27 protein-coding genes and 1 tRNA gene are annotated in these 25635 nt (G+C 56.4%); 17 read left to right on the top strand and 11 right to left on the bottom strand.

Going from position 1 to position 25635, the window contains the following annotated elements; genetic code table 11:
- Positions 1-51 precede the first annotated feature (51 nt).
- The 9 genes from ACR0ID_RS03010 to ACR0ID_RS03050 all read left to right on the top strand — a co-directional run bounded on the left by ACR0ID_RS03010 (position 52) and on the right by ACR0ID_RS03050 (position 8842).
- Positions 52-141, top strand: a tRNA-Ser gene (locus ACR0ID_RS03010).
- Between the two features lie 248 nt (positions 142-389).
- Positions 390-944 (top strand): hypothetical protein, encoded by a 555-nt coding sequence (locus ACR0ID_RS03015; protein ID WP_480603634.1) that lies wholly within the window; start codon positions 390-392, stop codon positions 942-944.
- Between the two features lie 208 nt (positions 945-1152).
- Positions 1153-2181 carry an alcohol dehydrogenase catalytic domain-containing protein gene (locus tag ACR0ID_RS03020; protein ID WP_480603636.1) on the top strand — a complete coding sequence of 343 codons (1029 nt, stop codon included), beginning with the start codon at positions 1153-1155 and terminating at the stop codon, positions 2179-2181.
- Between the two features lie 75 nt (positions 2182-2256).
- Positions 2257-3132 (top strand): branched-chain amino acid ABC transporter permease, encoded by an 876-nt coding sequence (locus tag ACR0ID_RS03025; RefSeq protein ID WP_480603638.1) that lies wholly within the window; start codon positions 2257-2259, stop codon positions 3130-3132.
- Between the two features lie 3 nt (positions 3133-3135).
- The gene (locus ACR0ID_RS03030; RefSeq protein ID WP_480603640.1) at positions 3136-4233 is read left to right on the top strand and encodes a branched-chain amino acid ABC transporter permease; all 1098 of its coding nucleotides are present in this window, start codon (positions 3136-3138) and stop codon (positions 4231-4233) included.
- Entirely contained in the window at positions 4230-4994 is a 765-nt protein-coding gene (locus ACR0ID_RS03035; RefSeq protein ID WP_480603643.1) for an ABC transporter ATP-binding protein, read from the top strand. Before ACR0ID_RS03030 ends, ACR0ID_RS03035 begins: the two co-directional genes overlap by 4 nt.
- Positions 4991-5764, top strand: coding sequence for an ABC transporter ATP-binding protein (locus tag ACR0ID_RS03040; RefSeq protein ID WP_480472712.1), 774 nt, complete (start codon positions 4991-4993; stop codon positions 5762-5764). The genes ACR0ID_RS03035 and ACR0ID_RS03040 overlap by 4 nt, the downstream gene beginning before the upstream one ends.
- Positions 5765-5769: 5 nt before the next feature.
- Entirely contained in the window at positions 5770-7656 is a 1887-nt protein-coding gene (locus tag ACR0ID_RS03045) for an AMP-dependent synthetase/ligase (RefSeq protein ID WP_480603646.1), read from the top strand.
- Between the two features lie 25 nt (positions 7657-7681).
- Positions 7682-8842: an ABC transporter substrate-binding protein gene (locus ACR0ID_RS03050; RefSeq protein WP_480472708.1), complete on the top strand. Its 1161-nt coding sequence runs from the start codon at positions 7682-7684 to the stop codon at positions 8840-8842.
- A 68-nt stretch (positions 8843-8910) separates the two neighbouring features.
- On the opposite strand, the gene rpsI is transcribed toward ACR0ID_RS03050, so the two are convergent.
- The 3 genes from rpsI to ACR0ID_RS03065 form a co-directional block, all read right to left on the bottom strand.
- Positions 8911-9396, bottom strand: a complete 486-nt coding sequence (rpsI, locus tag ACR0ID_RS03055; protein ID WP_209503959.1) for a 30S ribosomal protein S9 — start codon at positions 9394-9396, stop codon at positions 8911-8913.
- A gap of 6 nt (positions 9397-9402) precedes the next feature.
- Entirely contained in the window at positions 9403-9861 is a 459-nt protein-coding gene (gene rplM, locus ACR0ID_RS03060; RefSeq protein ID WP_480472706.1) for a 50S ribosomal protein L13, read from the bottom strand.
- A gap of 161 nt (positions 9862-10022) precedes the next feature.
- Complete coding sequence (locus ACR0ID_RS03065; RefSeq protein WP_480603649.1) at positions 10023-11426, bottom strand: aminotransferase-like domain-containing protein; 1404 nt, start codon at positions 11424-11426, stop codon at positions 10023-10025.
- Between the two features lie 98 nt (positions 11427-11524).
- Here ACR0ID_RS03065 and ACR0ID_RS03070 point away from each other — a divergent pair, with 98 nt between their 5' ends.
- Positions 11525-11752, top strand: coding sequence for a DUF1127 domain-containing protein (locus ACR0ID_RS03070; protein ID WP_480472702.1), 228 nt, complete (start codon positions 11525-11527; stop codon positions 11750-11752).
- Between the two features lie 60 nt (positions 11753-11812).
- Here ACR0ID_RS03070 and ACR0ID_RS03075 read toward each other — a convergent pair whose 3' ends face one another.
- Positions 11813-12256: a PaaI family thioesterase gene (locus tag ACR0ID_RS03075; protein ID WP_480472700.1), complete on the bottom strand. Its 444-nt coding sequence runs from the start codon at positions 12254-12256 to the stop codon at positions 11813-11815.
- Positions 12257-12314: 58 nt separating this feature from the next.
- Between ACR0ID_RS03075 and ACR0ID_RS03080 the strand changes: the two genes are divergently transcribed.
- The 4 genes from ACR0ID_RS03080 to gluQRS all read left to right on the top strand — a co-directional run bounded on the left by ACR0ID_RS03080 (position 12315) and on the right by gluQRS (position 16226).
- A complete protein-coding gene (locus ACR0ID_RS03080) occupies positions 12315-13100 on the top strand; it encodes an enoyl-CoA hydratase (protein WP_480516986.1) in 786 nt (261 codons plus the stop codon).
- Positions 13101-13355: 255 nt separating this feature from the next.
- On the top strand, positions 13356-14696 hold the full coding sequence (gene trmFO, locus ACR0ID_RS03085; RefSeq protein ID WP_480603652.1) for a methylenetetrahydrofolate--tRNA-(uracil(54)-C(5))-methyltransferase (FADH(2)-oxidizing) TrmFO: 1341 nt from the start codon (positions 13356-13358) through the stop codon (positions 14694-14696).
- Between the two features lie 37 nt (positions 14697-14733).
- Complete coding sequence (locus tag ACR0ID_RS03090; protein ID WP_480505215.1) at positions 14734-15348, top strand: class I SAM-dependent DNA methyltransferase; 615 nt, start codon at positions 14734-14736, stop codon at positions 15346-15348.
- On the top strand, positions 15345-16226 hold the full coding sequence (gluQRS, locus tag ACR0ID_RS03095; RefSeq protein ID WP_480603656.1) for a tRNA glutamyl-Q(34) synthetase GluQRS: 882 nt from the start codon (positions 15345-15347) through the stop codon (positions 16224-16226). The genes ACR0ID_RS03090 and gluQRS overlap by 4 nt, the downstream gene beginning before the upstream one ends.
- Before the next feature lie 3 nt (positions 16227-16229).
- On the opposite strand, the gene hisI is transcribed toward gluQRS, so the two are convergent.
- Positions 16230-16619, bottom strand: a complete 390-nt coding sequence (gene hisI, locus ACR0ID_RS03100) for a phosphoribosyl-AMP cyclohydrolase (RefSeq protein ID WP_480603659.1) — start codon at positions 16617-16619, stop codon at positions 16230-16232.
- 48 nt (positions 16620-16667) lie between these two features.
- Between hisI and ACR0ID_RS03105 the strand changes: the two genes are divergently transcribed.
- Together ACR0ID_RS03105 and ACR0ID_RS03110 are read left to right on the top strand one after the other, a co-directional pair.
- Entirely contained in the window at positions 16668-17120 is a 453-nt protein-coding gene (locus ACR0ID_RS03105) for an iron-sulfur cluster assembly scaffold protein (RefSeq protein WP_480516979.1), read from the top strand.
- Between the two features lie 58 nt (positions 17121-17178).
- Positions 17179-17817, top strand: a complete 639-nt coding sequence (locus ACR0ID_RS03110; RefSeq protein WP_209596212.1) for a MarC family protein — start codon at positions 17179-17181, stop codon at positions 17815-17817.
- A gap of 184 nt (positions 17818-18001) precedes the next feature.
- Here the strand turns inward: ACR0ID_RS03110 and ACR0ID_RS03115 are convergent, their stop codons facing one another.
- From ACR0ID_RS03115 to sciP, 5 genes are all read right to left on the bottom strand, one after another.
- Positions 18002-18124 (bottom strand): hypothetical protein, encoded by a 123-nt coding sequence (locus ACR0ID_RS03115; protein ID WP_267366389.1) that lies wholly within the window; start codon positions 18122-18124, stop codon positions 18002-18004.
- Between the two features lie 112 nt (positions 18125-18236).
- Positions 18237-20327 (bottom strand): ATP-dependent DNA helicase RecG, encoded by a 2091-nt coding sequence (gene recG, locus ACR0ID_RS03120; RefSeq protein ID WP_480603660.1) that lies wholly within the window; start codon positions 20325-20327, stop codon positions 18237-18239.
- Complete coding sequence (ligA, locus tag ACR0ID_RS03125; RefSeq protein ID WP_480603662.1) at positions 20324-22576, bottom strand: NAD-dependent DNA ligase LigA; 2253 nt, start codon at positions 22574-22576, stop codon at positions 20324-20326. Before ligA ends, recG begins: the two co-directional genes overlap by 4 nt.
- Positions 22577-22699: 123 nt before the next feature.
- Positions 22700-23416, bottom strand: coding sequence for a response regulator transcription factor CtrA (ctrA, locus tag ACR0ID_RS03130; RefSeq protein ID WP_267364745.1), 717 nt, complete (start codon positions 23414-23416; stop codon positions 22700-22702).
- Positions 23417-23486: 70 nt separating this feature from the next.
- Entirely contained in the window at positions 23487-23795 is a 309-nt protein-coding gene (sciP, locus tag ACR0ID_RS03135; RefSeq protein ID WP_480603664.1) for a CtrA inhibitor SciP, read from the bottom strand.
- A gap of 128 nt (positions 23796-23923) precedes the next feature.
- On the opposite strand from sciP, the gene mnmA reads away from it, so the two are divergent.
- Positions 23924-25069 carry a tRNA 2-thiouridine(34) synthase MnmA gene (gene mnmA / locus ACR0ID_RS03140; RefSeq protein WP_480516971.1) on the top strand — a complete coding sequence of 382 codons (1146 nt, stop codon included), beginning with the start codon at positions 23924-23926 and terminating at the stop codon, positions 25067-25069.
- Here mnmA and ACR0ID_RS03145 read toward each other — a convergent pair.
- Complete coding sequence (locus tag ACR0ID_RS03145; protein WP_480516969.1) at positions 25066-25611, bottom strand: carboxymuconolactone decarboxylase family protein; 546 nt, start codon at positions 25609-25611, stop codon at positions 25066-25068. The genes mnmA and ACR0ID_RS03145 overlap by 4 nt on opposite strands.
- Positions 25612-25635: the final 24 nt, after the last annotated feature.

The following is a 25635-nucleotide window of genomic DNA, read 5'->3' on the forward strand; positions in this document are numbered from 1 at the left end:
GCTTGCACCCCCGTTCGTTCCTGACTAAATCCCCCCCTCACAGACCCCCGCGGAGAGGTGCCGGAGTGGTCGAACGGGGCGGTCTCGAAAACCGTTGTGGGTGCAAGCCCACCCAGGGTTCGAATCCCTGTCTCTCCGCCACAATTCCAATATCGAAAGCCGTTAGAAAACGTCTTCCGGTGTGATTTGGGTTCTCAACAAATTGCAAGTGGTCCGTTGTCAGAAACTGTAGTGGCTTAGGTCACCCGGCGTGTTCTTGCCGTGAATTCGAGTGCAATCAGCGTAGCCCGGCTCAAACCTCTATTCTGCTGAGAATTCACAGGAATTCCCCTTTGTATATCCGCTACATTTAACGCATCCCGGCGACACATTTTCCAAAGGAGACACACATGTCGCGTATTCTCATCCTCCTCATCATCGCCGCTGTCGGTGTTGGTGGTTACTACTATCTCAACCAGTCCGAACAAACCCCGGCTGAACAAGTGCAATCCGCAACGCAGGAGGCGGGCGATGCAGTGGCTGATGCCGCGGCAACCGCTCAGGAAGCTGCGACTGACGCGCTTGAAGACGCAACAGAACAGGCCAGCGAGGCAGCTTCATCCTTGACCGAACAGGCTCAGGAAGCCGCGTCGTCGGTTGCCGATCAAGCCAGCGAGGCGGCTTCTTCTGTCGCGGAACAAGCATCCGAGGCAGCACAGCAAGCCGGTGATCAGGTGGCGGCGCTGGCGGGTCAGGGACAGGAATTGCTGAACTCCTGGATTCAGGAAGGCAAGCTGGATCCCACCAATTTCGACTATGAAGGCATCATGACCTCGATTCAGGACAGCACATTGGCCACGGATCTGAAAGAACAGGCGAGCAAGATCGTAGATGACATTAAAGAGTCGCCTGAAACCATCGCCTTGAAGATTCAGGAACTGACCGCGCTGTTGACGCAGCAATAACAAAGAAGGGGCCGGTAGCCCGTTCCCGGCCCCTACCCCTCACGCCTATTTTTCGGGCGTGCCCTTACGTTATCGTTTCTCTGAATTGACCCAGTGTGCGGCATTTGATTGGCTGCTCCGACACGATATCCGCGCTCAATGTCACCAGTCGGCAGTTTCCTGTTTAGACAGGTGTGCGCTTTGAACACGCCATCTAGAGGATGATCCCATGACTGACCTGCCCAAAACAATGAAAGCTGCTATCCTGAAACACGGCGGGTACTCGGACACTTCGACCGGACCAGTCATCGAGGATGCGGCTGATTGGCTTGAAGCAGCGGAACTGCCCGTTCCCAATCCCGGCCCCGGTCAGGTATTGATCCGCCTGCGCGCGTCGTCGGTCAATCCGTCCGACCTCCACTTTATCAAGGGTGAATATGGCCAGCCGCGTGTCAAAGGTGCCGCGGCCGGATTCGAAGGCTGTGGCGACGTCGTTGCAACCGGAAAAGGTGCCGAGGCGCTGAAGGGGCTGCGTGTCGCTTTCGTGGCCGCTGGATCCGGTGCCTGGGCGGAATACATAGTGACGCAGATGCAAATGTGCATCCCCTTGCGTCCGGATATTTCAGATGATGACGGGGCCGCGCAAATCGTCAACCCGCTTACCGCGATGGCGATGGTGGACATGGCAAGGGAAGACGGCGATGCATTTGTGATATCCGCTGCGTCCAGCCAGTTGGGAAAACTGATGTGCAGCCTCGGGCGTGATCTGGGGTTGAAACCCATCGCGCTGGTGCGCCGGGCCGAGACAGTCGAAATGCTGAAAAGTCTTGGAGCAGCCGAAGTGCTTGTGACGTCCGATCCTGAAGTCGTCGAGAAGTTTGCCGCGATAAGCGCCACGCTGAAACCTCGGGTCTTCCTTGATGCGGTGACGGATCAACTGTCCGAGAAACTGTTCTGCACCATGCCAAACCGGGCGCGCTGGGTCAGCTACGGCAAACTTTCGACCCAAGCGCCAACGCTTTCTCAGACAGGTCAGCTGATCTTCATGGGCAAACGGATCGAAGGTTTCTGGCTGACGCAATGGATGATGTCGACGCCGCCCGCTGACCAGGTGCGGGTTGTGGCCGAAGTTCAGGCCCGCTTTGCCGATGGTCGCTGGAAAACGGATGTTTCCGAACACCTTACGCTTGAAAATCTTGTGCCGAATCTGGCTGACGCGCTGAAAAAGAGTGACGGAAAGGTGATTATCACCCCATAGTAGAACTCACCTGCGTTACCGGAGGATATACGCGGGCGGAACAAGACGCTGGAACACCGGTGGAGGGAGGACAGTGTGGATAACGCGCAGCTGCTGATTAGCGGGCTGGCGAACGGGTGTGTCTACGGCCTGATCGCGCTTGGCTTTGTTCTGATCTACAAGGCTTCCGAAGCGGTTAACTTTGCGCAGGGCGATTTCATGATGCTGGGCGCATTTGTGACCATCGGCCTGACAAATACCGAATATATGGGGTTGCCGTTCTGGCTCGCTCTGCCGGTATCATTGGGAATAATGGCCGCGCTCGGTTATCTTCTGGATCGCCTGATCATTCGCCGCCTGTTTGGTGAAAGCCAGACCGCCGTTGTCATACTGACCATTGCTTTGGGCTTTGTGATCCGTTTCATTGCCGGTTTGATCTGGGGGCACGAGCCGCAAACGCTGCAAAACCCGCTTGCGGGCAAAGAAGTGCGTATGGGCGGTCTTGTTCTGGGGATGGAAGATGTCGCGATAATCGTCGTCACGGTGCTGCTGACATGGGCACTCTATGTTTTCTTTAGCCGCACCAAAATGGGGCTGGCGATGCAGGGCGCCTCGCAAAACCAGCTGGCAGCATATTACATGGGCATTCCCGTCAGGCGTGTTCAGGGATGGGTCTGGGCTCTGGCCGGAAGTGTTGCGGGAATTGCCGGAATTCTCTTTGCTGCAAAAGGTGCTGTGGATCCGACAACCGGATTGCTGGGTATCAAGGCGTTTGCCGCCGCCGTTATCGGCGGGTTCGGCAGTTTGCCGGGTGCATTGGCCGGAGGGCTGATTGTAGGCGTTATCGAGCCATTCGCCAGCCGGTACATCGCGGCAGGCTACAGCCAGGTCGCGCCATACGCTTTGCTGCTTGCCGTCCTGATCTTCCGACCAAACGGGCTGTTCAGTCAGGTCCGGGTCAAGAAAGTCTGAGCCATGCGGATCGTTTTCAAAACCGATTACATGCAGGATATCCGCCCCTGGAAAGACGGGTTCCAGTTGCGCCTATATCTGCTTCTTCTTTTTGTCGTCGCGGCTGCGCCTCTCGTGCTGGACGATTTCTATCTGGGTGAACTGACAAACGTTCTGATCTGGGCCATTGCCGGTCTGGGTCTGATGGTCCTGACCGGACATACAGGGCAAGTCAGTCTGGGCCATGCGGCCTTTCTGGCCTTCGGCTGTTACGCCAACGTGGCCCTGATTGAGGCAGGCGTGCCTTTTCTGGTCGCGTTTCCGCTGGCCGGAATTCTGACCGGGATCGCGGGCGTGACCGTCGCAGTCCCTGCCCTGAGGCTTCATGGTATCTACCTGGCGATCTTTACAATGGCGCTGTCCATCCTGATGGATGACATCATTGTTCTGTCCGAGCCGATCACTGGTGGTGTCGCGGGTAAATATATCGGCGGGGTCGAGGTCTTTGGACTTACGGTTGATCGCTGGGGGACGCCTGATCTTTTTTTCTGGCTGGTTCTGTCTGTCACCATTCTGGTCACGTTGGGTTACGTAAACCTGCTGCGTGCCCCTTTGGGACGCAGTTTCATCGCCGTGCGCGACTCCGAGGTTTCGGCACAGGCAATGGGTATCGATATCGCGCGAACAAAGATGATTTCATTTGCCCTGTCCTGTGCGGTTACAGGTTGGGCCGGCGCGTTGATGGGGCTGTTTGCCGGTGCGTTTAATAACGAAACCTTCAGCGTCCTGATCTCGATCCAATTGCTGATGATGATCGTTATAGGCGGGCTGGGCTCGATCCATGGTGCGTTTCTGGGCGCGATTGTCATCGGGTTTTTGCCGCAGTTTCTATCGATTTCAAAGGAATATGTCGGCGCGATCATCGGCGGAAACACCGTTGCCATTCCGGGGCTGGAGTTCGGCATCTTTGGCATGATTCTGATTGCATTCATCCTTTTCGAACCCATGGGCATCTATGGCCGTTGGCTGAAAATCCGCACCTGGTTCGAACTGTTTCCTTTCTATCGCAAGGACATGTTCAAACGGCAGAAATCCTATCTCAAGACGGAGCGTCTGAGATGAGCTTGCTGGAATTTGAAAACGTTACCCTGAAATTTGGTGGTCTGACAGCCGTGGACAATTTGTCCTTCGAGGTTCAGCAGGGCGAAGTCTTTGCCATAGTCGGGCCGAATGGCGCGGGCAAATCGACGGTCTTCAATCTGATCTCGCGCTTTTACGAACCGTTTTCAGGGTCGATCCGTTTTGATGGTCACGATCTGCTTCAGGTTAAACCGTCTGGCGTGGCTGCCTTTGGGGTGGCGCGGACGTTCCAGAATATCGAGCTGTTTGAACACGCAACTGTCCTGCAAAATCTACTGGTCGGAAGACACAGGCATCGGACAACGAACCTGATTTCAGAACTTTTGTTCACCCCTGCGGTCCGACGGCAAGAGTTGGAGAACCGGGAAAAAGTCGAACAGATCATCGATTTCCTCGACCTGCAGGCCTATCGCGACAAGATGATTTCAGGGCTGCCTTATGGCGTACGCAAAGTGGTCGAAGTTGCACGTGCCCTGGCGACCGATCCCAAGCTGCTGTTGATGGATGAACCAGCCTCGGGACTGTCGGTGGAAGAGACGACCGATATGCGCTGGTGGATCGACGATATCCGGCGCCAAATGGGAATTACCGTGCTGATGGTCGAACACGACATGGGATTGGTATCGGGCGTGTCCGACCGGGTCCTGGCCATGGCAGATGGGGCAAAGCTGGCCCTCGGGTCTCCGGCAGACGTGCAATCGCATCCAGCCGTGATCGAGGCATATCTGGGGAAAGCCTCATGAACGCCCCGATCTTGCAAGTCCGTAATATCGAAAGTTTTTATGGCCCCATTATGGCCATTCGGGGCGTTTCGCTGGATGTTCACGAAGGAAAAATCGTGTCGATCCTTGGCGCAAACGGCGCGGGCAAGACCACATTGATGAAAACCATCTCTGGCGTGATGGACCCGGAAAAGGGAACAATCACCTTTGATGGCGGCGACATTCAGGGCTGGGAACCGCACAAGGTTGTCCAGCGCGGGGTGGTTCACATCCCGGAAGGGCGCGAAGTTTTTCCACTGCTGACGGTTGATGAAAACCTAAGTCTCGGCGCCTACACCCGCAAAGACAAAGACCAGATCGAACAGGATCGTGAGCTGGTCTTCCGTTATTTTCCGATTCTGAAAAACCGTCGGTCGCAAGAGGCCGGAACCCTTTCGGGCGGACAGCAACAGATGCTGGCCATAGGGCGCGGATTGATGGCCCGGCCTCGTATCATGTTGCTGGATGAACCGTCTCTGGGACTGTCTCCTCTGCTGGTGCAAGAGATCTTCGGCATTCTCAAACGTCTGAACGAAGAACAGAACATGACAATGTTGCTGGTTGAACAGAATGCCAATGCGGCGTTGGAACTGGCACATCATGGCTATGTCATGGAGGTGGGTCGCATCGTCATGGACGGTGCCGCGGACGCGCTTTTGCAATCCGAGGATATTCAGAGCTTTTATCTTGGAAAACAGGAAGAAGGCGCGCGCGAAAGCCGCCGCTGGAAGCGGAAAAAGACGTGGAGGTAAGACGGATGGACGCCACGCCCCTACCCCCTCAGGTCATGATAAACGGCGTTCAGTTCAACGCAACGGCAGGGCAGCGCCCGGTACGCGTTGATGGCTGCATCACCATTGCAGAGTTGTTCCAAAGCCGATGTGCTGAACTGGGCAGCCGAACGGCGCATCGCGAAAAAGACCTGGGTATCTGGAAATCCTATTCCTGGGCCGATTACTGGCAGCATGCCAAATGGATAGGGCTGGCCTTGCGCAAGCTGGGACTGGAACGCGGCGATGTGGTCTCAATCCTGTCCGAGGACCGCAAGGAATGGGCATGGCTCGACATGGGCATTCAGGGCGTTGGCGGTATCGCTTCCGGCGTCTACACCACAGATTCCGCCAGTCAGTTGCAATACCTGATCAACGACAGCGGCAGCAGGTTTCTGATTGTCGAGGACGAAGAGCATCTGGACAAGTTTCTGGGAATTGAGACCGAGGTTCCCGATCTGATCAAGGTGATCATCCTCGAGGACGAAGGGCTGCATGACCTGAACCATCCGCGCTGCATGATGATCGACGAGTTGTTCTCCTTGGGCCAAGAGGCGGAACTGGCCGAGCCCAGGCGCTTTGAAGCGGAAATCGCATTGGCCAAACCGCAGGACATTGCCTTGCTGGTCTATACGTCGGGTACAACCGGTCAGCCGAAAGGCGCAATGCTTAGCCATGAAAACATCCTGGCCGCCATCGAATCCGCTGCACGGGTGCTGCCAGCGCTGCCCAGCGATGAACAGCTGTGTTTCCTGCCTCTGTGTCACATTCTGGAACGCGATGTTTCGGTCTATTTCCCCTTGGCGGCCCGCTGCACTGTCAATTTTGCCGAAAGCCCTGAAACTGTTTTCGCGAACCTTCAGGAGGTTTCGCCCTCAACCTTCACAGCGGTGCCAAGGGTTTGGGAAAAGATCTACTCACACGTCCAGATCCTGACACAGGAAGCCACGCCTTTGGGGCGGCTGGCATTCGGCCTGGCATTAAAAACTGGTGCGCGCCGTGCCGGATATCTGAGCGCAGGCCAACCAGTTCCATCCGGCGTCACCACCAGATTCTGGTTCTGGGATCAGCTGGTTTTGAAAAACCTGCGCCGAATGTTGGGTCTGGACAAACTGCGACGAGGCGGAACAGGCGCCGCGCCAATCTCGACCGATCTGCTAAAATGGTACTGGTCCATCGGCGTGCCGTTGGTGGAAGGGTTCGGGATGACCGAAACTTCGGGCCTCGCCACGCTCAACACCACAGACAGCAATAAGATCGGAACCATAGGCAAAGTTGTCGAAGGGTGCGACATTCGCATCTCGGACGATGGCGAAATCCAACTAAAGGGCCTGAACATTTTTCAGGGATACTGGCGCAACAACGCGAAGACAGCAGAAACCTTCACCGCCGATGGCTGGCTGCGTACCGGGGATATGGGGTCAATAGATAAGGATGGCTATGTCACCATCACGGGCCGCCTGAAGGATATCATCATCACCGCAGGTGGTAAGAACATCACCCCAGCCGAGATCGAAAGCCGCCTTAAGTTCAGTCATTATGTCGCGGACGCAATCATCATCGGGGACAGGCGCAAATTTCTGACGGCACTGATCATGATTGATCAGGAAAATGTCGAAAAATACGCGCAGGGCCATAAAATCCCCTTCTCGAATTTTGCCTCGCTATGCGCGGCACCGGAAATCAGGCAGTTGATCAGTTCGGAAATTGCCGCTGTTAATGCAGAATTTGCGCGGGTCGAACAGATCAAGGATTTCCGTCTGATCGACGTCCTGCTGACCGCTGAAGACGACGAACTGACTGCGACGATGAAGCTGAAACGCGGACTGGTTGAAAAGAAACACGGGCATCTGATCGAAGACATGTACACTTGACCAAAAGATTAACGGGAGGAAAGAGATGAAGAAATTACGCAACAGTCTGGCGGCTGCATCACTGCTGACAGCATCGGCAACACTTGGTTGGGCGCAAACACAGGGCGTGACCGATGATGAGATTGTCATTGGTTCTGTCAACGACCTGAGCGGGATATTCGCCGCAGTGGGTGTTCCGGCAACCAAAGGTGCAAATGTCGTCTTTGATCGGGTGAATGCAGCCGGTGGCGTGCACGGGCGAAAAATTCGTTACGTGGTCGAAGACAACGGCTATCAGATGCCACGTGCGATGCAGGGCTATAACAAACTGCTCAATCGCGACAAGGTATTTGCCATGCTGCAATCGCTTGGCACGCCGATGAACATGGCAGGGTTCAAGCTGTTGGATCCCAAAGGCATTCCCAACGTAGCGCCTCTTACAGCTGCGCGTCAGATGTTGCAGGAACCCATGCGGAACAAGTTCACCTCCTTCTCGACCTATTTCGATCAGGCGCGTGTCGGTGTGAACTATCTGGCTGGCGAGTTTGGCTCAAAGACGGTCTGCACCATGTACCTGCCGACAGATTTTGGTGAGGAAATTCTAGAAGGCAGCAAGGCCGGAGCCGAAGAAGCCGGGCTCACTTTTGGATCAGAAACCACCCATAAACCGGATGAGACAGATTTCGTTGGATCGCTGAGCAAGCTCAAGGAAGAGGGTTGTGATATCGTCACCATGGCGCTTGGGGTGCGGCAGGCGATCACTGTCGTGGGCACCGCTAAGAAAATGGGCCTGACCGATATGAAATTTCTCGGCACATCAGCCAGTTTCCTGACGGTCGTGGCGCAGGTTCCTGGTGGCGTGACCGATGGATTCTACGCGGCAGCCTCATGGCAGGACCTTTGGGCACGCGCGGATCAACCTGCCCCGGCCGCATTTATCGAGGAATACAAGGCAGCCACAGGCGAAGATCCGGTCGGATTTGCCATGCTGGGTTATTCGGCGGCTGAAATGATGGTTAAGGCGTTGGAGGCCGCAGGCCCTGATCTGACGCAGGACAGTTTCATCGCAGCGATGGAAACGCTGGATTATCAGGACGATCTGGTTGGCAACCACATAACCTATGGTCCTGAAGACCATCAGGGCGCGGATACTGTGTTCGTCAACGTTGTTGAAAACGGTGCGTGGAAACTCGTTTACGAAGAATGAATCCCTGACCCGCGCAAAGCAAAAGGGCTCGCAAGTGCGAGCCCTTTCTTTTGGGTATTCCCGGCGAATTAACGCTTCGAGAACTGGAACGAACGGCGGGCTTTGCGCTTACCGAATTTCTTACGTTCCACAACGCGGCTGTCGCGGGTCAGGAAGCCAGCGGCTTTCAGTGCGCCACGCAGGTTCGGATCATAGAGTTGCAGCGCTTTCGAGATGCCGTGCTTAACCGCACCGGCCTGACCGGTCAGGCCACCGCCTTTGACGGTTGCAACAACGTCGAATTCACCTTCTACGCCGGCAACCTGGAACGGCTGGCGCAGGATCAGCTGCAGAACGGGGCGTGCAAAATAGACGTCCTGATCTTTGCCGTTTACGGTGACTTTGCCGGAACCCGGCTTGATCCAAACGCGGGCAACAGCATCTTTACGCTTGCCAGTGGCATAGGAGCGGCCCAGCTCGTCACGTACGGGTTCACGTACGATGACTTCTTCGGCCACGGTTTCAACGCCTGCGACGGCGCTCAGCTCTTCGAGAGTATTGATCTGATCAACCATCGGTCATTAGCTCCGGGTGTTTTTCTTGTTCATGGACTTGACGTCCAGAACTTCGGGGGCCTGGGCCTCGTGCGGGTGCTCGGCACCGGCATAGATACGCAGGTTGGTCATCTGCTGGCGCGACAGGCGGTTGCCTGGCAGCATACGCTTGACGGCCTGGAAGACAACACGCTCGGGGTGTGCGCCATCCAGGATCTGCTGTTTGGTGCGCGACTTGATGCCGCCCGGGTGGCCAGTGTGCCAGTAGAAGTTTTCTTCGCGCTTCTTGCCGGTCATCTGGATTTTGTCAGCGTTGATCACGATGACATTGTCGCCCATGTCCATGTTCGGAGTAAACGACGCTTTGTGTTTGCCACGCAGGCGCATGGCGACGATCGAAGCAAGACGGCCCAGAACAACGCCTTCAGCGTCGATCAGGATCCACTTCTTGTCGATGTCTGCAGGTGTTGCAGAAAAGGTTTTCATGGCAGGATAGTCCTGTTTGATGTGAAAGACCGCCCCAGCGGAGCGGCCCGAATTCGATGGATGGGTTTTATGAGGTGCCTGCACGCAGGTCAAGCGGCATTAGTCTTATTTATGCACGTAAAACCAAATACTTAGAAAATAGGTATTATATTACCCCATATTCAAACGCTGATTTGTTCAGGCGGATTGTCCAATAGAACACGCAGGCGCTGCATCGCGTCCTCGAACCGTTCCAGTGACACATGACCATTCATGGCAATACGTACCGCGTTCGGCGCGCGCCCATCGCGCAGCGCGAACTCGTCGGCGGATCGGAGTTGTATCCCTTCCCGCTCGGCCGCGCGACTGAATGCAGCCGACCGCCAGCCAGACGGAAGGCTCAGCCAGACAAAGGGAACGTCCGGGGCCCAGTTCAGATCAAACCCACCCAGGGTATTGACGGCAACGCGTAAATAATCCCCCATCCGCGTGCGCACATCCTTGGTGATCTGACGCGTACGCGGATCGGACAGCAGAAGGCGGGTCAATTCCGCCAAGGGCTGGGCCAATCCGAAATATCCGTATTCAGCGGACCGGCGCAGATCCACACTTTTTTCTCTGGGGGCGATAGCAAAACCCACACGCAATGCCGGTGTCAGAATCTTCGAGATTGATGACACATGCCATCCCCGTTCAGGCGCCAGTGCCCGAAAGCTGGGCTCTCGGGCATCGCCCATGCGATAGCAATCATCTTCAATGATCTGCAAATCAAAGCGACGGGCAATCTCAACGATCTCTTTCCTCCGCTCCAACGGTGTGTGTGCGCCCGTTGGGTTTTGAACTTCTGGCGACACGCAGACGGCCTGCGCTGTCGTGTGGCGCAGAACATGTTCTAACGCTGCCGGATCGACACCCCATCTGTCCATCTTCACACCGACCACTTCCGCGCGCATCAGTTCGCCTGCGCGACGGAACCCGGCATAAGACAGGTCCTCGACCAGTACGACAGGTTTGGGCCCGCGCAGGATCGTCTGAAACACAACGCAAAGCCCGTTCTGGCCGCCATGTGTCAACACAATATCATCATGGGTCAGTGCGCCCAGCGGAAGGTCTGACAACCAGTCCACAACCGCCTGTCGCACGGGCTGGTACGCGTCACGCGTCGGGTAATTCAGAAACAAACCCGGATCGGCTTGCGACACTTTTTTCAGACATTCACGGATCAGGGACACCTGCCCCATATCTGCCAACCTAGGGCTGAACAGACTTACATTGGCATTGTATTTGTCGTCCCGAAGATGCAGTTGCCGCGCCCAAACGTCGTCAAGAATGGGCGATTTTGGCGGCGCAACAAATGTACCACGCCCGACTTCGGCTTGTAACAACCCCTCATCTGTCAGGATTGTATAGGCGCGCGCGACTGTACCAGGCGTTATTTGCAGGCGATACGCCAGTTCGCGCACCGGAGGAAGTTTGACGCCCACTTCCAAAGATTTGTTATCTATGGCTTCTCGAATTGTGTCAGCAACCAGAGTGTATTTCGGTCCTTTGGATTTCGGTAGCGCCTCTGGCCAAATTGTATCCATTACAATTCTTCCTTTGCTTTTGACACAATTTCGAATGTATCAGTCACGTGTACCAAGTACAACTGATTTGTGTCAATACAATTGAAAGGAATTCCGAGATGACACGCACAATGCACACCCCCGCCCTTCTGCTGCTGACCGACAGCCCCCGGCTGCCTCTGGCCGCTGCACTGGCCGTGCGGTTTGCGGCAGCGGTCACTCAATGGGAGCGTCGTCGCCGTAGCCGCGTCAATCTTAGTTATCTGGATGACCGCTTGCTGAAAGACGTCGGTCTGACACGCCATGATGCGCGCCGCGAGGTAAAGCGCCATTTTTGGCAGATTTAACTGATCCCCAGTCCCATTATTGGGACCTCTTCCTGGGCCGGGGCTTGTCCCCGGTCTTTTTTATCCGAATTTCGCGGCCGCGGACCCTGCAGGTGGAAGGGAATAGGTCATCGTCGCTCTGGCAACAGGGTCTTCCGCGCCATCGGAATACATAAGTACGTCACCGACGGCCAAAGTCCGGCCCAGTTTCAGCAGGCGACATATAGCAATCATGTCCGTGTTGCCTGCTGGTTTGCGTAGAAAATCCAGGGAACTGTTCGTTGTGACCGCCAGGGATTGACGCCCTTTTCGCGCCAGAACCATCGCGTATACACAAACATCAGCCAGCCCAAACATGGATGGTCCCGAAACCGTACCCCCCGGCCGCAGATGCTGATCCTTCACAACAAGGCGCATGGTGATTGTATCTTCGGTCAGGTCCTCGACGACAAAGTCTTTATGCACCTGCGGGAAAACCTCCTTTAGGTATTGTGACAGTTCGTCCCGGTTCATTGCCAAAGCCATGCTTTCCCTCCTGCTCATACCGACCTAGAGTTGGCCCAACATGGGATCGGAGGGCAAGATGGCAATTCTGGAACGTAACGACACCGGCGCTGTTGCACGGCTTACAATGAACGCCCCAGAGCGGCTGAACGCGCTGAGTGACGAGATGCTGTCGGCGTTTCAGGCTGAACTGGACACGTTGCGTGAAGACACGTCGATCCGGGCTGTGATCCTGGCGGGTCAGGGTAAGGTTTTTTGCGCCGGGCACGACCTGAAACAGATGACGGCCGGACGCCAGTCCGAAGATGGTGGCAAAGCTTATTTCAATGACCTGTTTTCGCGCTGCGCGAAAGTGATGATGTCGATCCAGTCCCTACCCCAGCCCGTCATCGCACAGGTCCACGGCATTGCAACCGCCGCCGGGTGTCAGCTGGTAGCCACCTGTGACATGGCCGTCGCCGCGGAAGGCACAAGGTTTGGGGTGAACGGCGTCAATATCGGTTTGTTCTGCTCGACACCAATGGTGGCCCTCAGCCGCAATATCCCCAGAAAGCAGGCATTTGAAATGCTGACGACTGGTGAATTCATATCAGCCGAACGTGCGGCTAATTTGGGTTTGGTCAACCGCGTTGTCCCCGAGACGCGTCTTGAACACGAAGCCAATGCGCTGGCAGAACTGGTTGCTTCCAAGCTGGGATCCGCTGTCAAAATCGGTAAAGAGGCGTTTTATCAACAGCTTCTTATGCCGCTGGATCAGGCTTATGCCTATGCCGGTGACGTAATGGCGCAGAACATGCTGTACCGGGATACAGAAGAAGGCATTTCAGCCTTTATCGAAAAACGTCCCCCAAATTGGTCCCAATAATGCAATTGTTTTGCACATTTTTCGCCACTGTTTTGAATTTTGCACTTTCCAAAAGGGCGACACTGTGGCAAAGCTGGGTCGAGGCCAAGGCCTCAGGACACTTTTGGGTCGCCGTGGGCGGAAGGTCCCTCCAGCTGGTCTCTCTCACCAGCGCTGACAATCCCGCAGCGGCGACCCCAAGACCCCTTCTATAAAATTCGTGAAACCGCTTTGCCTCAGTTGCGCCCGATTGTGGTCTGCCCTATGTGGCATCGCATGACACAAGTTTTGCATATTGTAGGCGGCGGCATGGCCGGGTCAGAGGCGGCCTGGCAAGTTGCTGAAATGGGCGTGGATGTTGTGATCCACGAAATGCGTCCGACCATCGGCACCTTTGCACATCAGACCGGCAATTTGGCGGAAATGGTGTGCTCGAACTCGTTCCGCTCGGATGATGATGAGCAGAACGCAGTGGGTCTGCTGCATTGGGAAATGCGTGCCGCCAATGGGTTGATCATGACAACAGCCGATGAACACCGCCTGCCAGCCGGTGGCGCGCTGGCTGTGGACCGTGACCCGTTTGCAGAAAGTGTGACCACAAAACTTCGCGCCCACCCACGCGTGACGGTAACCGACGAAGAAGTGACGACCCTGCCCAGCGATGGCCAGTGGATATTTGCGACCGGCCCCCTGACGTCGCCCGCGCTGGGTCAGTCCATCCAGGCCGAGACAGGGTCTGACGCACTTGCCTTTTTCGACGCCATCGCACCGATCGTCTATGCCGAAAGCATCGACATGAGCAAAGCGTGGATGCAATCACGCTACGACAAGGGCGAGACCGAAGAAGAGCGGACGGCCTATCTGAACTGCCCGATGGACCGGGATCAGTACGAGGCCTTCATAGACGCGCTTCTGGCAGCAGAAAAAACCGAATTTCACGAAGGCGAGGCAGCAAGTTACTTCGACGGCTGTCTACCCATCGAGGTTATGGCCGAACGCGGTCGCGAAACGCTGCGCCATGGTCCGATGAAACCGGTCGGGCTGACCAACCCGCATGAGCCCGGCGTGAAACCACATGCAGTGGTGCAGTTGCGCCGCGATAACGCATTGGGCACCTTGTTTAACATCGTGGGTTTCCAGACAAAGATGAAATACGGCGCCCAGACCGACGTGTTCCGTATGATCCCTGGGTTGGAAAATGCCAGCTTTGCCCGGTTGGGCGGCATTCACCGCAATACGTTCATCAACTCTCCCACGCTTCTGGATTCGCAAATGCGGTTGAAATCCAAACCCAACATTCGGTTTGCTGGACAGATCACGGGTGTGGAAGGCTATGTAGAAAGCGCCGCGATGGGGTTGCTGGCTGGTCGGTTTGCCGCTGCTCAGATTTTGGGGCGTGACCTGCCCGCTGTTCCGCAAGACAGCGCAATGGGTGCTTTGATTCACCACATTACGGGTGGTGCCGAGGCCAAGACCTTTCAGCCGATGAACGTGAATTTCGGCCTGTTTCGCCCCGTGGATGGCCTGAAAGGCGGGCGTCGGGGTCGTAAAGACCGGTACAAGGCCTATACCGACCGGGCCAAAGCTGAATGGAGTACCTGGTTGGAACATTGCTGACTGGACGCGTAATGCGGACTCGGCCTAGCATGCTGGAATGAACGACACGTTTCTGAACAGCACATACAACCTCGGCACGCCTGAAGCGACTGAAGCGCACTATCAGAACTGGGCTGCAACCTATGAAAAGGAAGTCGGTGAACACGGTTACGCCACGCCGGGCCGTGTAGCAGCGGCTTTGTGGTCTTTCGCACCGAAGCCGCAGACCCCAATTCTGGACTACGGCTGCGGCACCGGGTTGTCGGGGCTTGCCCTGCGCGCTGTTGGCTTTGAAGTCATCGATGGGATGGACCCAACAGAGAACATGCTTCAGGAAGCCGCCAGCAAGGGCGTTTATCGAACACTGACCGGATTCGATATCGCCAAGCCCGCGCCGTTGAAGCGTGGGGAGTACACGATGATTACTGCCATAGGAGTGATCGGAAAAGGTGCTGCCCCGCCCGAGACACTGGATTTGTTGATGCACGCGTTGCCCAAGGGTGGTTTGCTTGGCTTTTCGCTGAACGATCATGCGTTGGCGGACCATAAATTCACCTGCCGTCTGACGGATTGGGTCGACATGGGGGCCGCACGTTTGTTATTTCGTGAACACGGCCCCCACCTGCCCGGTATCAACCTTAACTCTGACGTGTATGTATTAGAAAAAGCGTGACTCTCGTAACGCGCTTTGCGCCATCCCCAACAGGCCCCCTTCACCTTGGGCACGCATATTCTGCGCTGGTTGCCAGCGATCGGGCTGCTTCTGAAAGCGGCCGGTTCCTGCTGCGAATTGAGGATATCGATCAATCCCGCTCGCGACAGCTATGGGAGGATCAGATTTACCACGACCTCAGATGGTTGGGGCTGACATGGCCGGAGCCCGTGATGCGCCAATCGGATCGTTTGGGCTTTTACCACAAGGCGCTGGATCAGCTATGGGCGCAGGGTCTTTTGTATCCATGCACGTGTAATCGCAAAGATATCGCCGCTGCAACCAGTGCGCCGCAGGAAGGCGCACCTATGCTTGGACCCGACGGGCTTGTTTACCCTGGGACTTGTCGAAAAAGGTTTGTTGGCAAAGATTTATCGGAACTTCCTCGTCCAACTCAGGACCCATTGCGATTGGACGTGGTCAAGGCGTGTCAGGCGGTCCGCAACCCCGACAGGTATCAGTTTCTTGAGCTGGGTTCGGGTCCGGGCGGCGAAACCGGCATTGTCACCTTTTCGCCTGATGAGTTGATTGCCACCATAGGTGATGTTGTTCTGTCCCGCCGTGACATGGGGACGTCGTATCATTTGTCCGTCGTACTTGACGACGCGGCTCAGGGTATAACACAGGTGGTACGGGGACGGGACTTGTTTGACGCGACCCGCATCCACGTTCTGTTGCAGGTGTTACTGAACCTGCCGACACCCGAGTATTTCCACCACGACCTGATCCGCGATGATGCAGGCAAACGGCTGGCCAAACGCGATGATGCCCGCGCGATCTCAAAATACCGGGCCGAAGGGGCTAGCCCGGGCGACATACGCCGAATGGTTGGGCTTTGACCCCTACTCCATTGGCGCCATCAGTTCAGCCTCGACCCCATCCCGAACGGCGGTAAAAAAACAGGTTCGTCGGTTGGTATGGCAGGCTGCACCGGTTTGACGGACCAGAACCAATAGACAATCCCGGTCGCAATCGATCCGGAAATCCACCAGTTCCTGCACATGGCCCGAGGTTTCGCCCTTGATCCAGAAGGCCTGCCGGGAGCGCGACCAATAGGTTACCCGCCCGGTTTCGAGGGTCTTTTCAACCGCCTGCACGTTCATCCAGGCCATCATCAGAACCTCGCCTGATGCTTCATCCTGCGCAATCGCCGGGATCAGACCCGCCGCATTAAATCTCAATTTAGAGGGGTCAAACACGACTGGGTCGGACATCTGAAAAACCTTTTGCATCCGGTGGGCTGGCCACTATGTATGGGTAACACACGACGAGGGAAAGCCATGAGCGGCGAGAACGATCTGATTAAGCTGTATTCCGGGCGCATTCTGGCGCTGGCTGCGGATATTCCGCATCTTGAGCGACTGGAAGATCCCGACGCAACCGTCAAGAAACGCTCACCTTTATGCGGATCGACTGTAACTGTCGACATCAAGGTTCGCGACGGTCAGATCAGTGCCTTTGGTCAGGACGTCAAGGCCTGTGCTTTGGGGCAAGCGTCTGCCTCGGTCGTTGGGGATGCAATAATTGGCGCGTCGCGGGCGCAGGTCGAAGCTGCGCGCGATCAGTTGGCGGCCATGCTCAAGAATGGCGGTCCTGCACCCGATGCACCTTTTGACGGGCTTGAGGTGCTGATGCCCGCTCGGGATTATAAGAACCGCCATGCGTCGATCCTGCTGGTACTGGATGCCACGGCTGAGGCCATGGCGAAGGCTGAACAGGCAAACTGCGCCTGATTATAGCTATTTGGCGGAAACCCGTTTACCCTCTGCCAAGATTTCAGGAGGGATGGGTTTGAATAATTTGCTCGAGCATTTCGTGACGCTTTGGGTCGTTATCGACCCGATTGGAACAATTCCCGTTTTCATCGCCGTTACTGCGGGATTGGACGCGGCAGGCCGGCGGCGGACAGCGCTGTTAGCAGCCGTGATAAGTGCTGCCGTATTGCTGTTTTTCCTTGTATTTGGTCAGGTGCTGATCGAAGCGCTGGATATCGGGCTTAATTCGTTTCAGGTCGCTGGCGGCATTATCCTGTTTCTGTTTGCCCTGACGATGATCTTTGGTGAAAGCAAACAAGAGGTCGAACAACGGCAAGCCGAAGAAGATCGTGAAGACGCGTATCACCAGCAGAACCCGGCGATATTCCCGCTGGCCGTGCCTTCACTGGCATCCCCTGGCGCGATGCTGGCAATCGTTATCCTGACCGACAACCACCGTTACAGTATCGCTGATCAGGGTATCACAGCGCTTGTCATGCTTTCTGTATTGCTGGTTGCGTTTGTACTGATGCTATTGGCCGAGCCCATCATTCGGCTGATCGGCCATTCAGGCGCGGCGATCATCAGCCGTGTAATGGGGATGATTTTGGCCTCGGTTGCTGCCAACTCAGTCCTGTCCGCACTGTTGGAAATCTTCAAAACCGGCCAATTGTAAAAAAAGCCGCCGCGCTTTCCGGGCGAAAGGGCGGCGGCAGGTATTGCGTGTCTCGCGTGGGGTCCGGTGTACCGCGCGGGGCCGAGGCATGGCCCCTCAAGGGGTTTGGGACAGGCAGGTCACCCTTGACTGAAATGGGGATGACAGCGCGGATATTTCGGCACGAGATCGCAGGCAGAAAGGCTTAGAAACCAACTGGCAGGTGAAGGGCCACCATCAGCATCACGACCAAGGACAACACGCCAACGGCATCTTGCAGGATGGTCGATTGCGCGCGGCTGAAAGCGGTCTTGATCTGGGTCAGCATAGGGTCACCTCCGGTCAGAGTTTTAATCCTTTGTTGACCTTTTGTTCTCATATTTCCAAGCGCAGGTAAAGAACTTTTTGAGAACATTTGTGAACCTTAGAGAACATTACAGCTAACCCACTGAAATCAAACGGATCGCCTGATCCTGTTTCATCAACCACAACAGTACGCGTGCGGCCCGTCCCCTGTCCGAGGTCAGTTTGGGATCGGTCGTTAGCAGCGCCCGCGCATCGGATTGGGCGACGGCCATCAATCCTGCCTGACGTTCCAGGTCCGCGATATGGAATTTTGGCAACCCGGATTGCGCAGTCCCGATCAGATCGCCCGCGCCTCGCATGTCAAGGTCAGTTTCCGAGATTCGGAAGCCATCTTCTGTCTCGCGCAGAACCTCCAGCCGCTTGCGCCCTCCCTCGCTGAGCGGTGGTTGATACATCAGCAAACAAGTGGATTCCGCATCCCCGCGCCCGACGCGCCCCCGCAACTGGTGCAATTGCGCCAGCCCAAAGATCTCGGCCCGTTCAATGACCATGATCGTTGCGTTGGGTACGTTCACGCCGACCTCGATCACCGTCGTGGCAACAAGGACCTTTGTTTGCCCGTTCTGAAACGCGCTCATCGCGGCGTCTTTGTCGGCGGGTGGCATCTGTCCGTGAACCAGTCCCACCACTCCCTCGCCTAAAATGGCCCGCAAACGTTTGAAGCGTTCCTCGGCCGCCGTCAGGTCCGAAACTTCGGATTCGTCGACCAGAGGGCACACCCAGTAACACTGTCGCCCTTCATCAATCGCTCGCCGCAGGTGGGCGATGACTTCGTCCATGCGCTGTGTGTTGACAATCGCCGTTTTGATCGGTTTTCGCCCCGGAGGCTTTTCATCCAGCACCGAAACATCCATGTCGCCATATTGCGCCAGCGCAAGACTACGTGGGATCGGAGTGGCGGTCATTACCAGAACATCGGCCCCCTTGCCTTTTTCCGACAATTCCATTCTCTGCCGCACGCCAAACCGGTGCTGTTCGTCGACGATGGCCAATCTCAGCGCCTTGAATTCAACATCACTTTGAAACACTGCATGTGTGCCAACCAGAATGTGAATATCGCCTTGTTTAAGTGCCTCAAGCTTGGCACGCCGCTCAGCGCCCTTATCACGTCCGGTAAGCAGTTCCAGAACCACTCCGGCCTGCTCGGCCAGTGGGCGCAACCCTTCCAGATGCTGGCGTGCCAGAATTTCGGTCGGGGCCATCATCACGCCCTGCCCGCCTGCCTCAACGGCGATCAGAAGCGCCATGAAGGCCACCAGCGTCTTACCGGCGCCGACGTCGCCCTGTAACAGTCGGTTCATTCGGGCGTCAGACGCCATATCAGCCGAAATCTCATCAATAGCGCGCGTTTGTGCATCAGTCGGGCGATAGGGAAGGCTTGCCAGCACTTTAGATTGCAGTGCCCCGGTTCCCACGCTGACTATCCCCCGCGACTTGCGCTCTCGCTGCCGGGCCAGAGCGAGCGTCAGCTGATGCGCAAACAATTCGTCATACGCCAATCTCTGACGCGCAGGGGCAAACGGCGCGACATCATCAGCGCCGCGCGGATTGTGACCGGCGTGAATGGCCGCAGACCAGCTCGGCCAGTTTTGCTGTGACACCTGCGCCGGATCGATCCATTCCTCTAGCTTGGGTGCGCGTGCCAATGCGCTGCGGCTGGCCTTGAACGCTGTTTTCTGGGTCAGCCCTTGCGTCAGGTGGTAGACCGGTTCGAATTCCGGGATATCTCCGGCTTGTTCAACGGGCAGCATGTGGTCAGGGTGCACCATCTGCGCCATGCCGTCGAACAGTTCCAACTTGCCGGAAACCACGCGGCGAGATCCTTGCGGCAAAACTTTTTTCAGATATTCACCACGTGCGTGGAAAAAGACCAGCTGGAAATCGGCCTGACTGTCTTCGACATGAACGCGATAAGCCCCTCCCTTGTTGTGAGGCGGCCTGTGCGGGCCGACTGTCACTTCCACGGTCAGAGTGGCTGGCAGGTCCACCCCCTGAATTGTATCCCGCCTGCGCCGATCCACCACGGCATAAGGCAGGCTGAACAGAACATCGCGCGGGGATTCCACCCCGGTCTGCGCCATGGCCTGTGCCGTCTTGGGGCCGACGCCATCCAACGTTTCCAGCCCCGCAAATAGCGGGAAAAGCTGTTCGGGGCGTCCGCTCATGCGCCTTCTATCAGCTGAAGCCAGCCATCCTCGTCCAAAGTTTCGATCCCAAGTTCCGCCGCCTTTTTCGCCTTTGACCCTGCCCCGGGCCCCGCGACCAGAATATCGGTTTTCTTGCTGACAGAGCCAGAAACCTTAGCGCCCAACGCCTCGGCTCGCGCTTTGGCTTCGGCGCGGGTCATCTTTTCCAGCGTTCCGGTGAACACTACGGTTTTACCCGCCACCGGACTGTCCGAGGCTGGCGCGTCGGGGGCGATAACCGTCAATTCGCTGCGCAGCGTGTCGAAAGCCCGTCGTTCCTCTTCATTGGCAAATGCTTCCGACAGTGAAAGGCCAAGCGTTGCGCCAATTCCGTCTATGCCGATCAGCTCTGCCCAGGCGGCATTGGCATCGGCTGCGACATTGGCGTCCGCGATGGCTGCGTCCCGCACTTCTTTCACGCGCGCGCGACGCCCTTCAAGCTGCGCTGCCGCACGCTCTGCATCTTCCGCCTCATCGGCCTGCCGTTGGGCCAGCGCGGCCGGGCGCGCAGTGTCCAACGCGAGTGCCATCGCATCCCAGTCGCGGTAAAAAAGCGCCAGATCGCGCGCACCCACTTCGCCAACATGCCGAATGCCCAGTGCGAACAACAAGCGCGCAAAGGGAATTTTCCGCTTTTCATCAATGGCTTCGAACAGGTTCCTGGCGGATGTTTCGCCCCACCCGTCCCGGTTTTTTAACCGCGTCAGACTGGCTGCGTCCCGTTGTTCCAGCGTGAAGATATCAGCTGGCGCATTGATCGGAAGGGTTGGATCACCATAGAACATTTCAATCTGTTTTGCACCCAGCCCTTCTATATCAAAGGCTTTGCGCGACACGAAATGTTTCAGTTTTTCAACGGCCTGCGCGGGACAGATCAGGCCGCCGGTGCACCGTCGAACCGCGTCGCCTTCTTCGCGGATCGCATCACTCCCGCATTCGGGGCAATGTGTCGGAAAGGCAAAGGGGCGTGCATCGGCGGGGCGTTTGGACAAGTCGATATCCGACAGTTTGGGGATCACGTCGCCAGCGCGATAGACCTGAACCCAATCGCCCACTCGGATATCTTTTCCATCACGGATCGCGCCGCCTTTGGCATCGCGCCCTGCGATGTAATCTTCGTTGTGCAATGTGGCATTGGAGACGACCACTCCGCCAACCGTTACAGGATGCAACCGTGCCACGGGGCTAAGCGCCCCTGTTCGACCAACCTGAATGTCAATCGCCTCCAATCTGGTCCAGGCCAGTTCGGCTGGGAACTTATGCGCAATTGCCCATCTTGGCGTCGTTGAGCGGAAACCCAGACGTGCCTGCAAAGACAGATCGTTTACCTTGTAGACGACCCCATCGATGTCATACCCCAAGGTCGCACGCTGCGCTTCGATATCCCGGTAATGAGCGATCATGTCCTCAGTCGTGGCACATAGGCGCGTCAAGGAATTCGTGGGAAAGCCAAGGGTCGCAAGACGCTCAATTGCTCCAATCTGAGTATCTGCCAAAGGTTCTGACAGTTCACCCCATGCATAGGCGAAGAAGCGCAATGGGCGGGAACGGGTAATTTCCGAATCCAGCTGGCGCAGTGACCCTGCCGCTGCATTGCGCGGGTTGGCAAAGGGTTTGCCCCCCCGTTCAGCCTGCCGCTCATTCAACGCTTCAAAATCGGAATGAGACATGTAAATCTCGCCCCGGACCTCAAGAATTTGGGGCGCGTTCTCGATCAGCTGTGGAATATCAGAGACTGTGCAGGCGTTGGCCGTCACGTTCTCGCCAACTTCACCGTCACCCCGCGTCGCGGCCTGAACCAGCTGTCCGTTCTCATATCGCAAGGACAAAGACAGGCCGTCAATCTTGGGTTCAGCTGTGAAAGCCAGTCGCGCGCCTGCATCAAAGCCCAGATATTTTCGAATCGAGATGTCGAAATCGGCAATGTCCCCATCGTCGAACGCATTTCCCAGTGACATCATTCGGACGGCATGAGTAACTTTTGAAAACCCGTCCGCCGGTTTGGCCCCGACTTGCTCTGTCGGGCTGTCAGCACGTTTCAGGTGGGGGAAACGCGCCTCGATCTCGGCGTTTCTGCGTTTGAGGGCATCATAATCCGCATCCGACAACTCGGGCGCATCTTCTGCGTGATACAGAGTGTTGGCTCGCGACAGGATGTCCGCCAACCGCGCCAGTTCGGCACGCGCCTCATCATCCGTCAGGTCTGATATGGGAATGGAATTGCTCATGGCCTCGCCCTGTCACGCGTTCTTGGACCTCAGTGATAGGGCGAGGCCATGGCCAGGTCCAGATGTGCTGAGCCGTGAGTGCAAAGTGCCGCCCTGGACTACCAGCGACACAAACGGTTCAATTTAGAGGCCGACCGCCATTCGCGTCTCGTCCAATGTGTTGCTTTGCGGGTCGCGCAACACGTAACCCCGGCCCCAAACGGTTTCGATATAATTCTCACCACCGGTTGCGTTGCTGAGCTTTTTGCGCAGTTTGCAGATGAAGACGTCGATGATCTTCAGCTCGGGTTCGTCCATGCCGCCATATAGGTGGTTCAGAAACATTTCCTTGGTCAGAGTCGTACCCTTGCGCAAGCTGAGCAATTCCAGCATCTGGTACTCTTTTCCTGTCAGGTGTACGGTTTTTCCGTCCACCTCGACGGTTTTGGCGTCCAGGTTAACGGCCACGCGACCTGTGTGGATGATGGACTGCGAATGCCCTTTCGACCGGCGGATGATGGCATGGATACGGGCCACCAGTTCTTCACGGTGGAAGGGCTTGGTCAGGTAGTCATCCGCGCCAAACCCGAAGCCTTTGATCTTGCTGTCCGTATCATCTGCACCCGATAGGATCAGGATCGGTGTTTCCACCCTGGCAATCCGCAACTGGCGCAACACTTCATGCCCGTTCATGTCCGGCAGATTTAGGTCCAGCAAGATCAGGTCGTAATCGTAGAGCTTTGCCAGATCGATACCTTCTTCTCCAAGATCCGTTGCATAGACGTTAAGGTTCGCATGCGTCAGCATCAGTTCGATGCTTTTGGACGTGGTCGGATCATCCTCGACAAGAAGTATACGCATTTTCACTGCTCCAATTCGGGTCAATAATTCCAATTAAAATTAAACCTGACCAAGAATGGTTAATCTGACGTTACCGTTGAATCATTTTTTCCCGCTCACCTATAGGTTGTCTATACTTTTTTAAGGCCGTGGCTTTCAAAGCCTCGACACCGTGTTCTGCGACCAGGGAAACCCAGCCGTTGAATTCTTCGTCGCTGATCCCGTATTTCTGTTTTGCCTCAGACAGGCTGATCAGCCCGTAAAGTACCCCACGCACGACCAGAATCTTGCGCGAGGCCACCCACCGCCTTGTGCTTGACGGCGGCAGATCGGCGCGTGTCAGTATGGACCCATCCGGCAGAGAAACAGACCTTGGCCCTTCCACTTTGTGCAAATACATCGCTTTACCCTCTTTGCTGCATCAAAGCTGGCACCAGCCTACTTAAGGTCGTATGAAACCGCCTCTTGAGAGTGTGTAGAATTTTCCTATATTCTGCCGGTCTTTCTTAACCCGGACAGGAACCGCCAATGGCCCTCGACACCGAGCCCCCGCTGAACTCGCTTGGCTTTGCCAAACCGCCCTCGGAAACGCGGGTGGTTGTGGCCATGTCGGGGGGCGTCGATAGCTCTGTTGCCGCAGCCTATCTGGCCGATCAGGGCTATGACGTGGTCGGTGTGACACTGCAACTCTATGATCATGGAGCGGCTCTGGCCAAGAAAGGGGCGTGCTGTGCCGGGATCGATATCCACGATGCGCGCCGCGTGGCAGAAGAGCGTGGGTTTCCCCACTATGTTCTGGACTACGAAAACATCTTCAAGGACGCGGTGATCGATGAGTTTGCAGAAAGCTATCTGGCAGGCGCAACACCCGTACCCTGCATTCGCTGCAACGAGCGGGTAAAATTCAAGGACCTGCTGGAAACCGCCAAGGATCTTGAGGCTGACTGTATGGCCACCGGGCACTATATCCAGCGCAAGATGGGGCCAAACGGCCCGGAACTGCACAGCGCGGAAGATGCCAACCGGGATCAATCCTATTTCCTGTTCTCGACAACGCCGGAACAGCTTGATTTCCTGCGCTTCCCGCTTGGCCACCTGCCCTCAAAAGACGCGACCCGCGAAATGGCGGCTCAATATGGGTTGTCTGTGGCGGACAAGCCTGACAGTCAGGACATCTGCTTTGTGCCCGATGGCAATTATGCCAGCGTTATAGAAAAGCTGCGCCCCGGTGCTGCAGAGCCGGGCGAGATTGTTCATGCCGATGGCCGCGTTCTGGCACAGCATAACGGTGTGATCCATTACACGATCGGCCAAAGGCGCGGCTTGGGCATCGGCGGTCTGAGCGAACCGCTTTATGTGGTCAAGCTGGACGTGGACAAGAAACAGGTCGTTGTCGGCCCCAAAGAGATGCTGGCAACGCGTGTCGTCCCCGTGCGTGAGATCAACTGGCTGGGCGATGAACCCTTCACTTCTCGCGAAGAATGGCACCTGTCAGTCAAGGTCCGTTCGACCCGCCCCCCGCGTGAAGCCATTATTCGACCGCTGTCCGACACCACTGCTGAGGTTGAATTGCTGACACCCGAAGAAGGCATCTCGCCCGGTCAGGCCTGCGTCTTCTATGCCTCAGAAGGCAGCCGCATCTTTGGCGGCGGTTGGATCTGGCGCGGGTACTAGGCTGAAACCGGTTCAACCTCCGGTTCGATCTGGATCTGAAGCGCATCGTTGAACCGGTTGAATGCACCGCACAAAGCGATGCGCCAGGTTAACTCGACAATCTGGGCATCGCTGAACCAATCCCGCAAGTTGGAAACCTCGGCGTCGCGCATGCGGCCTGATCGTGTCGTTACCGCCTCGGCGTATCGCACGACGGCCTTGTCGCACGCGTCCAGCTCGGGGTGGTTGTCAACATCTGGCAAACGCGCCGCGCCTTCGGGGCTGAGACCAGCAACTGTCAACAGCGGAGTATGATGCGAGACGCAGTAGTCACAGGCGTTCAGTTTGGAAACCGTCACCATGGCCAGTTCCAGCGCACGACGCGGCAAGGTCTGCTGTTCCCGTAACGCTGTTAGCATCCCTGCGACATGTTCCAGAACCGGTGGACAATGTGCGGCGACCCGGGCCCAATTGTCGAACGGACCATAAGCGCCCAAAGCCGCATGAGACGCGCGTGTCTCGTCTGCCATCTCGGCGTCTGACAAAGGGGGAATGCGGGTCATGATGAAAGCTCCTTTTTTAGAGAG

Source organism: Ruegeria sp. AL2, from assembly GCF_056540845.1.